This window comes from Streptomyces sp. NPDC030814 (genome assembly GCF_055572155.1).
The window spans coordinates 259,851-271,555 of sequence record NZ_JBVIDX010000012.1 but is presented as its reverse complement, the minus strand read 5'-3'; the positions used below and the strand labels follow the sequence as shown (position 1 = coordinate 271,555).

Sequence of the window (11,705 nt, the reverse complement as noted above, 5' to 3'; positions counted from 1 at the left end):
ATTCCGAACCCGGAAGCTAAGCCTTACAGCGCCGATGGTACTGCAGGGGGGACCCTGTGGGAGAGTAGGACGCCGCCGAACAATCATTGAGAAAGGCCCACACCTTATGGTGTGGGCCTTTCTGCGTTTCACCGTGATTTATCGGGGGCCAGAATGCGCCGCGACCGCCCGCCGCGTCGACTTCGTAAAGTGGTCGGATGCGCTACGACCTCGTGATCTTCGACAATGACGGTGTGCTCGTCGACAGTGAGCCCATCTCCAACCGGCACCTCGCCGCCTATCTGACCGAGCTCGGACACCCGACCTCGTACGAGGACTCCATCCGGGACTACATGGGGTCGGCCATGCACCGGATCCATGAGCTGATCCATGAGCGGACCGGGCGGCGGCTGCCCGAGGACTTCGACGATGTCTTCCACGCACGGGTATTCGCGGCGTTCGAGCGGGACCTGACGCCGGTCGCCGGGATCGTCGACGTCATGGAGAAGCTCGTGGCCGAAGGGGTGCCTTACTGTGTGGCGTCGTCCGGGAGCCATGAGCGGATCCGAGTGGGGCATCGGACAACGGGGCTCCACCGGTGGTTCGGGGACGGACTGGTGTTCAGCGCGCAGGACGTGGGGCGGGGCAAGCCGGCGCCCGACCTCTTTCTGCACGCGGCCGAGCAAATGGGGGTCGCGCCGGACAGATGCGCGGTGATCGAGGACAGCCCCCTCGGCGTCCAGGCGGGACTCGCGGCCGGGATGGACGTGTACGGGTTCACGGCGATGACACCGGCGGAGAAGCTGACCGGGGCCCGAGGGCACTTCTCGGACATGGCGGAGCTGCTCCCCCTGCTTAGTTGAGCAATCTTCAACTTCCTCTACCCATGAGTAGCGGACGACCCCTACTGTTCCGCCATGACAGATGTGCTGCGGCGCGGCCGGGCCGCGTTGGCGTTCAGCTTCTTCGCCCAGGGCGTCGCCTTCGCACTGCTCGTGACGCGAATTCCGGCCATTCAGGACCGGTACGGGGTCTCCGACGCGCTGCTGCCCGCCTTCCTCGCCGCGGTGCCGGTGCTCGCCGGCGTCGGCAGCGTCTGCACCGAGCAACTGGTGAAGAAGGTACCGGCGAGCCGGGTGCTGCGGTGGTCGCAGCCCGTCGTGCTCCTGGCGCTGCTGGGGGTGGGGGCCGGCGGGCACATGGTCGAGCTCGGGGTCTCGCTGGCCGCGTTCGGGCTGGCGGTCGGGGCGCTCGATGCCTCGATGAACATGCTCGGGGTGAGCCTCCAGCGGTCCTACGGGCGGAGCATCATGCTCGGGTTTCACGCCGTGTACAGCCTGGGCGGGATATCCGGGGCCTCGCTGGCGTGGGTGGGGGCGCACTGGGATCTGCCGCTGCTCGTGTCGTATCTGCCGGTGGTCCTCGTGCTGCTGCCGGCCGCGCTGGTGGGGAGCCGGTGGTACGTCGACGGGGGCGGGCCCGAGGACAAGGCCGCCGCCGACGCCGGTGCCGCGGGCGGGCATGTCGCCTTCAAGCTGCTGCTGCCGCTCTGTCTGGTGATGTGCTTCGCGTACATCGGGGACTCCACCGTCTCCAACTGGAGTGCCAAGTACCTGGAGGACGTGCTCGGGAGCTCGGACGAGCTGGCGACCGTTCCGTACAACGTCTACATGGTCACCACGCTGCTGGGGCGGTCCATCGGTGACTTCGGGGTGCGCCGGTTCGGGGCCGCTGCCGTCGTACGGGCGGGAGCGGTGGTGGCGGCCATCGGGTTCGCGGTGGTGGCGGGGGCGCCGGGGGCCTGGGTGGGAATGCTCGGGTTCACGCTGCTGGGGCTGGGGCTGTGTGTGCTGGTGCCACAGACGTTCGCGGCGGCGGGGCGGCTGTTCCCAGGGGCTTCGGACGCGGCCGTCGCCCGGCTGAACATCTTCAACTATGTGGGCTTTTTGATCGGTTCTCCGTTGGTGGGGGCGTTGGGGGACTCCTGGAGCTACCGCGGGGCGATGCTCGTACCGATGGCGTTGGTGCTGGTGACGTTGGTGTACGCCCGGTCGTTCGAGACTGAACCGGACCGATACGGTGGCGGACATGAGCGGCCGCGCACAGCTGATGTGGGACGAGGCAGTAACGGGCTATGACTTCGGCCCGGACCATCCGATGGATCCGGTCCGGCTCGCGTTGACCCGGAGTCTGGTGAGCGCCTTCGGGCTCGACCGGGAGATGGATGTCGTCTCGGCGAAGCTGGCGGGGGACTCGACCCTGCGGCTCGTGCACCGCGAGGACTACGTGGCGGCGGTGAAGGCCGCGTCCGCCGACCCCGGCGGCGCCGACGGGTCCTACGGGCTCGGGACCATGGACGATCCGGCGTTCGCCGGGATGCACGAGGTGTCCGCGCTGATCGCCGGGCAGTCGGTGGGAGCGGCGGAGGCAGTGTGGCGCGGCGACGCGCTGCACGCCGTGAACTTCGCCGGCGGCCTGCACCACGCCATGCCGGGCGGCGCCTCCGGGTTCTGCATCTACAACGACGCCTCCCTCGCCATCGCCCGGCTGCTGGAGCTGGGCGCCGAACGGGTTGCCTACGTGGATGTGGACGTGCACCACGGGGACGGGGTCCAGGCCGCGTTCTGGGAGGACCCGAGGGTCCTGACGATCTCGCTGCACGAGCACCCCCGGACGCTGTTCCCGCAGACCGGCTGGCCGGAGGAGACGGGGGCGGACAAGGCGGAGGGGTCGGCCGTGAACGTCGCGTTGCCGGCCGGGACCGGGGACGCGGGCTGGCTGCGGGCGTTCCACTCGGTGGTGCCTGAGGTACTGGCCGAGTTCCGGCCGCAGGTGCTGGTGACCCAGCACGGTGCGGACACGCACTTCGAGGACCCGTTGGCGCATCTGGCGGTGTCGCTGGACGCGCAGCGGGCGGTCCAGATGGCGCTGCACGACCTGGCGCACGAGCATGCCGACGGGCGGTGGATCGCGCTCGGCGGCGGCGGATATGCGGTGGTGGACGTGGTGCCGCGATCGTGGACGCATCTCGTCGGGATCGTGGCCGGGCGGGAGATCGCGCCGGAGACCATGATCCCTGAGGACTGGCGGCAACAGGTCTTCGCCCGGACACGGCAGTTGGCGCCGGTGCGGATGACCGACGGGCGGTGGCCCGTGGCGTGGACCGACTGGGCGGCCGGGTACGACCCCGCGGACCGGTTGGACCAGGCGGTGCTGGCCGCGCGCAAGGCGGTGTTCCCGCTGCGGGGGCTGCTGCCCTGAGGTCGGCCGGGCTCAGGGGGTCCTTTCACTCGACCCGGACGCTCATAGGGAAAGGACCCCTTAGGCCAACTGTGTGGTTCGGCCAGGGATTCTGGTGGTGGCCTGGGGCTGGTGCGTCAGCATCGGGGTGTGTTGAGTGCGGGGGAGTTGCGGGCTCATCTGGTGGCGGCGGGGCTGGCCGGGAGGGTGGCAACCTCGCGGGAGTCGAGTCTGCGGAGTTACCGGCTGTTCGCCGCCCGTGATCCTCGGTTTCTGATCGGGCTCGACCCCGAGATGACGTGGCGGCAGCGGGATGTGCTCGGTTTGATGGCCCAGAGGTGTGGGGTTTCGGCCGATCCGGGGTGCACGACCGGGCAGGATGTGATTGACCCGCGGTTCACCCTGGCGGCGTTGGACCGGTTCGCGGAGCGGCTCGCGGCGGTCGCGCGCAGTGGTGGGCCGGTGCTGTTCGGCACCGGGCATCCGCATCGGCTGATCGGCTTCTACGGCGCGTTGGCGGACGCTTTGTCGGCGGCGGGATGTGAGGTCCTCACCCCTGCGACGGGTAGACGTGTCGACATAACGACCCGGTTCGGCCTACGCACGTACAACCTCGACTACGTAAGACGTGTCTCCGTCGTAAGGGAGGCGACCGCTTCGCGCTCCCGTTGTGCGACCGGCGTGCACACGCATTCACCCCTCCCGGTTCGGACGGTTCTGGCGGCCGCCGCGGAGGGCGGCGGGCGGCTCCCGGAACTCGTGGTCGGGGACCATGGATGGGTCTGCGGTGCAGGTCAGCTGGGGTTCGAGGCAATCGGGCTGGCCGACACGGACGATCCGGCGCTCTTCGTGGGGGAGGCGGAGGGACGGGTGTCCGTCGTCGTTCCACTTGATGACGGTGTGCGGTCCGGTTACTACCGACCGCTGACCCGCTACGTACTCAATCGGGCGTGTCTGTCACAGTAGGCCGCCGATGGCATCCCCTCTTCCCCACTCGCATCACCCGCCCCTACATTGGGGAGTGAGCACGCAGCGACGAAGAGTCACCGGAAGGGGAAGCCGGTGGCCGTCGAGTGCGGAAGGTGCAGGTGTGTCATGGCTGCAGCTGGCGAGAGGCCTCTGAACGAGGTTCAGTTCCTTACCGTGGCGGAAGTCGCCTCGGTGATGCGAGTGTCGAAGATGACCGTGTACCGGTTGGTGCACAGCGGTCATCTGCCGGCGATCCGGGTGGGCAGGTCCTTCCGGGTGCCGGAGCAAGCGGTTCACGAGTACCTTCGCGAGAGCTATGTGGGGGTGGAGACTGCCTGACGGTCATGGGGTCAGGAGTGCCCGGGGGCCGCGCGTGGCGTCCGGGATACCCCTGGCTCACCCTCGATTACGACCTCAGCGCTCGGACGGGTAGGCTGGCCCCTCGTAGGTCGTATGGGCCCATGGCGCCCAAACACCGAGTGATGAGAAGTGAGCGAGGGTAGTCGTGGGCTCTGTTATCAAGAAGCGGCGCAAGCGGATGGCGAAGAAGAAGCACCGCAAGCTGCTCAAGCGCACCCGCGTTCAGCGTCGCAACAAGAAGTAAGGCGGCCCGGCCCCTGAAAGGGGGCCTGGCAGACGTCCGTCCCGTACGGGCGTCGCCCGCCTTGCACGTTTGTGCGAGCGCTGTGGAGAGCGCGTTGCTGAGACCCCCCACCGGACCCCGGTGGGGGGTCTCAGTGTTTTTGCCGGTCGTTGGCGGGGTCGCAGTCATCACAGCGCAACAACAACCCGCTAACGTGGCCGCACACGGGGAACGCGGCAGAGGACGAGCAGAGATACGCCTACGGGCGCCGACGTTGGGAAGGAAGGCGCTGATCTTGGGGAAGGTCGTGCTCGTGACCGGGGTGGCCCGTCAGCTGGGCGGCCGGTTCGTACGTCGGATCCAGCGTGAGCCGGATGTCGACCGCGTCATCGCGGTGGACGCCGTGCCGCCGGAGCACCATCTGGGCGGCGCGGACTTCGTGCAGGCCGACATCCGCCACCCCGCCATCGCCCGTGTGCTGGCCGAGCACAACGTCGACACCGTGGTGCACCTGGACGTCACGGGCACCCCGCTGGGCAGCGGCGGCCGGGCGACGCTCAAGGAGACCAATGTCATCGGCACCATGCAGTTGCTCGGTGCCTGCCAGAAGTCCCCGCTGATCAAGCGTCTGGTCGTGAAGTCCAGTACGAACGTGTACGGCTCCGCGCCCCGCGATCCGGCCGTCTTCACCGAGACCACACCGCCCAAGTCCCTGCCGAGCGGTGGCTTCGCCAAGGACACCGTCGAGGTCGAGGGCTATGTGCGCGGCTTCGCGCGACGCCGGCCCGATGTGGCCGTGTGCGTGCTGCGGTTCGCGAACATCCTCGGCCCGAGCGCCGATTCCCCGCTCGCGTCGTACTTCTCGCTGCCGGTGCTGCCGACCGTGCTCGGCTACGACCCCCGGCTGCAGTTCGTGCACGAGGACGACGTGATCGAGGTGCTGCGGATCGCCTCGCACGAGCCGGTTCGCGGCACCCTCAACAGCGGCACCTTCAACATCGCCGGTGACGGTGTGCTGCTGCTGTCGCAGTGCGCGCGGCGGCTCGGCCGGCCGACGGTGCCGCTGCTGATGCCGGCGGTCAGCTGGGTCGGCACGATGGTCCGTACGCTGGGGGTGACGGACTTCTCGCCGGAGCAGCTGCGGCTGCTGACCCACGGCCGGGTCGTGTCGACGAACCAGATGCGCGAGACGCTTGGGTACCGGGCCAAGTACACGACCGCGGAGACCTTCGCGGACTTCGCGCGCGGCAAGGGTCCCGGCCTGCTGCCCCCCGAGGCCGTCGCGGGGGCCATCGACCGGCTCGCCGCACTTCCGGTGCCCGCCCCGGGCGGCGGCCACACCCCGACGCAGAGCGCCAACTGAGGAGCGCATCAACGATGGCGGATGCCAAGGTCATTCCGTTCGACGACGACCGGACCCGTGGGGGCGCCGCGCAGCGCCCGTCGCGCCGCCGGAGCGCGGGGAGCCGTCGCAAGGGCGAGAACGCGGTCGTACGCGACGTCCGGGAATCCGGTGACGTCCAGGCCCTCCCCGGAGTGCCGGCGAGCACCGATGATGTTCCTGTGACACGGGAGAAGCCGGAGACGCCCCTGGAGGCCGCCGAGGCAGCGGACGGCGGGGCGCTGGAGCGACGGATCGCGAGCGGCCTCGCCTTTCTGCGCAAGCGGCTCACCGGGGACTACGAGGTCGACGACTTCGGCTACGACGCCGAGCTCACCGACCAGGTGCTGATGTCCCTGCTGCGGCCCGTGTACGAGAAGTACTTCCGGGTCGAGGTGAAGGGCATCGAGAACATCCCGGCGGAGGGTGGCGCCCTGATCGTCGCCAACCACTCCGGGACGCTCCCGATGGACGGCCTGATGATGCAGGTCGCCGTCCACGACAACCACCCCGCCGGGCGCCATCTGCGGCTGCTCGCGGCGGACCTGGTCTTCATGCTGCCGGTGGTGAACGAGCTGGCCCGCAAGCTGGGACACACCCTGGCGTGCGCGGAGGACGCCTCACGGCTGCTGCAGCAGGGCGAACTGGTCGGAGTCATGCCGGAGGGCTTCAAGGGCCTCGGCAAGCCCTTCGGGGACCGCTACAAGCTTCAGCGGTTCGGCCGCGGCGGCTTCGTGTCCACCGCGCTGCGGGCGGGCACGCCGATCATCCCGTGCTCGATCGTCGGCGCGGAGGAGATCTATCCGATGATCGGCAACTCCAAGACGATCGCCCGTCTCCTCGGCTTCCCGTACTTCCCGATCACTCCGACGTTCCCCTGGCTCGGCCCGCTGGGTGCGATCCCCCTCCCCACCAAGTGGACCATCCAGTTCGGCGAGCCCATTCCGACCGACGGCTACCCGCCGGAGGCCGCGGAGGACCCGATGCTGATGTTCAACCTGACGGACCAGGTACGGGAACAGATCCAGCACACCCTGTACAAGCTGCTGGTGCAGCGGCGGTCGGTGTTCTTCTGAGGTGTTGCACTGAGGCGGTCGGCGCTCCGTCCGCTTCTCCGAGCGCCGCGTACGACGATGGGGCGCCCTTCGCGTGAAGGGCGCCCCATCGTCGTGCCGGGTCAGTTCGTGTCGTCGCCGTCGATGCCCAGGCCGGGGAGGAGGCCGGGGAGGAGGGGCGGGACGGTGACGTCGGGCTCCTGTACGGGGGCGCTGCTGTCCGTGGACGGCGAGGTGTTGGACGTGTCGTCCTGGGGCGGGTCGAGCAGACTGCCGGTGGTACCGCCGACGAGGTTCTCCCCGCTGTTCGAGGCGGACGGCTTGGGCTTGCCGTCCGTGTCCTGGCTGCCCGCGGAGCCGCCGGTGGCGCTGGGTGCCGGACGGCCGGAGTCGGCCGAGCCGGGGGAGCGGGAGCCCGGCGATCGGCGCTGCTTGTCGCCGCCGCCCGGGGAGTGGGGCTGTGGCAGCAACGACCGGTGCGGGGCGACCTCTTCGTCTATGGCGTCGAAGACCTGCGACACCTGGCGGCTGACGTCCCCGAGCTGTACGGGCAGCCGCTCGCGCAGTGCGCCCCACGTCTCCCGGTGGGACTGGGAGAAGGACGACAGGGCCTGGATGGGGCCGAGGGAGCCCGGGTTGCGCTCGTAGGCCTCGTGCAGCAGGCGGTGGCCCTCGGAGGCGTCGTGCTTCATGCCGGTCAGGGCCCGGCGGACGTCGCCCAGGGACTCGTGGTCGAGGTGTCCGCCGCGGTCACGCTCCATGAGCCTGCGGGCCTCGCTGAGCCGGGTGGACGCCTGGTCGAGATAGAGCCGGCCGCGGTCGTCGGTGTCGTCGGCCAGGGTGAGCTTCACGTCCTCGATGCCGCGCTTGAGGCCGTAGAGCGAGTCGCCGGGGAGGGCGTCCGAGCTGGCCGCGGCCACACCGCCGAGTGCTCCCGCGGCGACACCGACGCTGAGCCCGCCCGCGGCGAGCCCCTTCGTCAGTCGCGATCGTGGTCGCAGCTTTCCCAGCGGGCTCGCCCGGTGAGCGCCCCGCGCCCTGCCGGATCGCCCGCCCGTCTCCCGCCACCGCCCTTCTGCGGAAGTCGCAGCGCTCCCCTTCTGTCGGGGCACCGAAGAGTCCTTCGCCTCACGCCCCGCGAGCGTGCCGTCCCGCAGCATGGCTTCCATCGCGGCCACCAGTTGGGCGCGCTGGACCACCTTGACCTCGGGGTCAAGCTCCGGCTTGGGCAGCTCGTCCAGAGCACTCGCCAGGGTCAACATGCGGCCCTGGTCGGTCTGTTCCGCTGCCGGGGCCGGTGCCGATCCCTCGGGCTGCTCGGCCGCCGTGCCCCGGTCGGACAGCTCCTCCAGGGCCTGGGCGAAGGCGTTCGCCCGCCGGTGCGCCGATACGTTCGCGATCACTGGCGGCACCTCCTCTCGTCATGACGGTCGACTCCCCAGGGGGTCCTGAGGGTTGCACGCCCACGACCAATCCACACGATCGAGTGATCGATGTCGGCCGGGCCGTGACCACAGGGAGCCTGTATCCCGCACAACGAGTGGCGCGGCACTTGGGTTACGGACGGCGGAGGAACCGGCGAAGAAGTCAACGGAGGGCGACCGAAAGCGAGTTGAAGGTTGCCGAGCGTATGCGAGCGGAGGGCTCGGCGTGGGACCGCGATGGGTCGCTGGGTGGGTCCTACCGGGGGCGGGTCAGCGGGCGTCGTCCGGCAGGAGACGGGCGAGGGTGCGGACCGCGCGGTACTGGAGGGTCTTGATCGCGCCCTCGTTCTTGCCCATGACACGGGCGGTCTCGGCGACGGAGAGGCCCTGGAGGAAGCGGAGGGTGACGCACTCCTGCTGCTGGGGGTTGAGACGGCGTACGGCGTCGAGGAGCGCGGCGTTGGAGAGGGACTCCAGGACGGAGTCCTCGGGGGAGCGCTCGACCTCGTTGGCGTCGAGCATCTCGCCGGTGGTGACCTCCAGCCGGAAACGGCTGGACTTGAAGTGGTCGGCGACCAGGTTGCGGGCGATGGTGACCAGCCAGGCGCCGAAGTCGCGGCCCTGCCAGGTGAACGTCCCGATGCGGCGCAGGGCGCGCAGGAACGTCTCACTGGTGAGGTCCTCGGCGGTGGCCTTGCCGCCGACGCGGTAGTAGATGTAGCGGTAGACGGTGTCGCTGTACTGGTCGTACAGACGGCCGAACGCGTCGGCCTCGCCGGACTGGGCGCGTTCGACGAGGTCCATCATGCGGGCGCTGTCGCTGTCCGCGGCGGGACGGCGAGTGGTGGCGGTGGATCCCGAACGGCCTCGTCTGCCCACCTCCCGCCCGTCACCCGACCTCCGCCCCCCAACGACGGAGCTGCGTGCCGACCCCTGTTCGATGCCGTCGGCGAGTGCGTAGCACGGGCCTACGGGCGCGGCGGCGGAGGCGAGGGCGGGGACGGCGTACGCGGTGGGGACGAAGCCGCGCAACAGGTCGTTGACCGTCGCGCGCAGCGTAGCCAGGCCCGAGGCGTCAACCCCGACGTGTGGGTACACGGGACTCCCAGAGGCAGAGCTTCCATCACGTGCAGTACGGAACCATTCACCCGTCGTAGCGACGGAGGGGTACCGGTTTGCGTTTGAGGAGAATAACGCTTCGTGCAGGCTCTGCTACGCCCAGTTGCTCAAATCATCGATTACGTCGCTTCTGTTACCGATTGACGGCTGCTCAAGTTCCGGTCCCTGATCGGTTACTGATCGATTGAGTTCGCGTTCCGTATGGCTGCAGGGCGGGTTGTGGTCGGGTGCGGATGAGGGGACTGACGGGCGCGTGGTGGGGGTAGGAGAGCCGGAATGCGGGCGGGCCCTGCGGGAACGCCGAACGCCGGAGGGGCCGGTTTCCCGGCCCCTCCGGCGTTCGCAAAGGTGTGCGCGGTCAGCGGCGGCGACGGTGCAGCGCGATCGCGGCCACCGTGCCGCCGGCCACCGCGCCCACGCCGGCCGCCGCCGGCAGGCCGACCTTGGCCGCTTTGCGGGCCGTGCGGTAGTCGCGCAGGCGCCAGTCCATGGAGCGGGCGTGCTTGCGGAGCTTGGAGTCAGGGTTGATCGCGTAGGGGTGGCCCACCAGGGAGAGCATCGGGATGTCGTTGTGGCTGTCGCTGTAGGCGGCGCAGCGGGAGAGGTCCAGGCCCTCCGCGGCGGCCAGGGCGCGGACGGCCTCCGCCTTCGCGGGCCCGTGGAGCGGCTCGCCGACCAGCTTGCCGGTGTAGACCCCGTCGACCGACTCGGCGACCGTGCCGAGCGCCCCGGTCAGGCCGAGGCGGCGGGCGATCACCTGGGCGATCTCCACCGGCGCGGCTGTCACCAGCCACACCTTCTGGCCGGCGTCGAGGTGGGCCTGGGCGAGGGCACGGGTGCCCGGCCAGATGCGCTCGGCCATGTACTCGTCGTAGATCTCCTCGCCGATGATGGTCAGTTCGGCGACGCGGTGGCCCTTGACGATGGAGAGCGCGGAGTCCTGGGCGTCCTGCATGTGCTCGGGGTCCTCGGAGCCGGCGAGCCGGAACCACGCCTGCTGCCAGGCGAACCGGGCGAGGTCGCGGGTCTCGAAGAACTTCCGCTTGTACAGGCCCCGGCCGAAGTGGAACAACGACGCGCCCTGCATGACCGTGTTGTCGAGGTCGAAGAAGGCGGCGGCCTTCTCGTCGCCGAGGACCGGGAACTCCGGTTCGGCGGCAGGGGTGTCGGGCGCGGGAGTGATGTCCTCCAGTTCCTGGGAGGACTTGCGTGCGGCCTCAGCAGAGGCCTCGCCTGCCAACACACTCCGTGCCGTGGCGGAGCGCCTACGAGGAGTGAGCCATCCTAGAGCGGCCATGTCGTGAGCATAGCCAGTCTGTTCGGTACTTCTGGAGCAGAGAGGTTTGCAACGTGTGAACTCTCCGCGGACTTGTCGTCGAAGCGATGTTCCGCACGGCGTGTCCGCGTGCGGGACGGGCGACGAGGGGGCGGGGCCACGCTGCGACAATGGCGGTATGAGTGCCATGTTCCGGAGACGGTCGCGTGATCCGAGGGAGCGGCTCGTCACACTGATCGGCAAGCCGGGGTGTCATCTGTGTGATGACGCACAGTCGGTGATCGAGAAGGTGTGCGGGGAGCTGGGGGTGCCCTGGGAGAAGAAGGACATCACCCAGGACGAGGAGCTGCACCGCGCGTACTGGGAGCAGATCCCGGTGGTGCTGGTGGACGGCGCGCAGCACACCTTCTGGCGGGTGGACGAGGCGCGTCTGCGCAAAGCCCTTACACAGCTGTGACTGACCGACCAGTCCAAGTGGTCCAAAAAGTCGCTTAGGATCGACGGGCTGGTTGGTCTCGGGGGCGGGATTCGTGAGGGAGTGGACGGTTTTGCCCCCGTGGAGCAAGGCGCCGAGCTGGGCGTCGCGTGAGGGACGAAGGCACGCGAGTGCCGGTTCCCCGCGTGCGCGTCGAGCGTGCGTGACCCCGGTCACGTTGGCCGGGCAAATCGGACACCATCT

The 11,705-nt window shown here is 69.5% G+C and carries 12 protein-coding genes and 1 rRNA gene; 10 read left to right on the top strand and 3 right to left on the bottom strand.

The genetic code is table 11. The features are described 5' to 3' along the window. The 9 genes from rrf to ACZ43N_RS25700 form a co-directional block, all read left to right on the top strand. Nucleotides 1–81: ribosomal RNA gene (gene rrf, locus ACZ43N_RS25740) — 5S ribosomal RNA — on the top strand; the annotation flags it as partial. A gap of 116 nt (nucleotides 82–197) precedes the next feature. Next, nucleotides 198–842, top strand: a complete 645-nt coding sequence (locus ACZ43N_RS25735) for an HAD family hydrolase (protein WP_468100690.1) — start codon at nucleotides 198–200, stop codon at nucleotides 840–842. A gap of 54 nt (nucleotides 843–896) precedes the next feature. Continuing rightward, nucleotides 897–2,117 (top strand): MFS transporter, encoded by a 1,221-nt coding sequence (locus tag ACZ43N_RS25730; RefSeq protein ID WP_468100688.1) that lies wholly within the window; start codon nucleotides 897–899, stop codon nucleotides 2,115–2,117. Beyond that, nucleotides 2,068–3,240 carry an acetoin utilization protein AcuC gene (locus ACZ43N_RS25725; RefSeq protein ID WP_468100687.1) on the top strand — a complete coding sequence of 391 codons (1,173 nt, stop codon included), beginning with the start codon at nucleotides 2,068–2,070 and terminating at the stop codon, nucleotides 3,238–3,240. The genes ACZ43N_RS25730 and ACZ43N_RS25725 overlap by 50 nt, the downstream gene beginning before the upstream one ends. Nucleotides 3,241–3,369: 129 nt before the next feature. Beyond that, nucleotides 3,370–4,185, top strand: a complete 816-nt coding sequence (locus tag ACZ43N_RS25720; RefSeq protein WP_468100685.1) for a phosphatase — start codon at nucleotides 3,370–3,372, stop codon at nucleotides 4,183–4,185. Nucleotides 4,186–4,314: 129 nt separating this feature from the next. After that, complete coding sequence (locus ACZ43N_RS25715) at nucleotides 4,315–4,527, top strand: helix-turn-helix domain-containing protein (protein ID WP_004984898.1); 213 nt, start codon at nucleotides 4,315–4,317, stop codon at nucleotides 4,525–4,527. Nucleotides 4,528–4,693: 166 nt separating this feature from the next. Continuing rightward, nucleotides 4,694–4,792, top strand: a complete 99-nt coding sequence (locus ACZ43N_RS25710) for a 30S ribosomal protein bS22 (RefSeq protein WP_003948845.1) — start codon at nucleotides 4,694–4,696, stop codon at nucleotides 4,790–4,792. A gap of 274 nt (nucleotides 4,793–5,066) precedes the next feature. Continuing rightward, complete coding sequence (locus ACZ43N_RS25705) at nucleotides 5,067–6,134, top strand: NAD-dependent epimerase/dehydratase family protein (protein WP_468100683.1); 1,068 nt, start codon at nucleotides 5,067–5,069, stop codon at nucleotides 6,132–6,134. A gap of 14 nt (nucleotides 6,135–6,148) precedes the next feature. Continuing rightward, entirely contained in the window at nucleotides 6,149–7,228 is a 1,080-nt protein-coding gene (locus ACZ43N_RS25700) for a lysophospholipid acyltransferase family protein (protein ID WP_468100681.1), read from the top strand. A gap of 101 nt (nucleotides 7,229–7,329) precedes the next feature. Here the strand turns inward: ACZ43N_RS25700 and ACZ43N_RS25695 are convergent, their stop codons facing one another. The 3 genes from ACZ43N_RS25695 to ACZ43N_RS25685 all read right to left on the bottom strand — a co-directional run bounded on the left by ACZ43N_RS25695 (nucleotide 7,330) and on the right by ACZ43N_RS25685 (nucleotide 11,047). Further along, nucleotides 7,330–8,610 (bottom strand): DUF5667 domain-containing protein, encoded by a 1,281-nt coding sequence (locus ACZ43N_RS25695; protein WP_468100679.1) that lies wholly within the window; start codon nucleotides 8,608–8,610, stop codon nucleotides 7,330–7,332. Nucleotides 8,611–8,901: 291 nt separating this feature from the next. Beyond that, nucleotides 8,902–9,729: an ECF subfamily RNA polymerase sigma factor, BldN family gene (locus ACZ43N_RS25690; RefSeq protein WP_468100678.1), complete on the bottom strand. Its 828-nt coding sequence runs from the start codon at nucleotides 9,727–9,729 to the stop codon at nucleotides 8,902–8,904. Nucleotides 9,730–10,108: 379 nt separating this feature from the next. Further along, nucleotides 10,109–11,047 carry an HAD family hydrolase gene (locus ACZ43N_RS25685; RefSeq protein WP_468100676.1) on the bottom strand — a complete coding sequence of 313 codons (939 nt, stop codon included), beginning with the start codon at nucleotides 11,045–11,047 and terminating at the stop codon, nucleotides 10,109–10,111. A 157-nt stretch (nucleotides 11,048–11,204) separates the two neighbouring features. Here ACZ43N_RS25685 and ACZ43N_RS25680 point away from each other — a divergent pair, with 157 nt between their 5' ends. Further along, on the top strand, nucleotides 11,205–11,483 hold the full coding sequence (locus ACZ43N_RS25680) for a glutaredoxin family protein (RefSeq protein ID WP_468078307.1): 279 nt from the start codon (nucleotides 11,205–11,207) through the stop codon (nucleotides 11,481–11,483). Nucleotides 11,484–11,705: the final 222 nt, after the last annotated feature.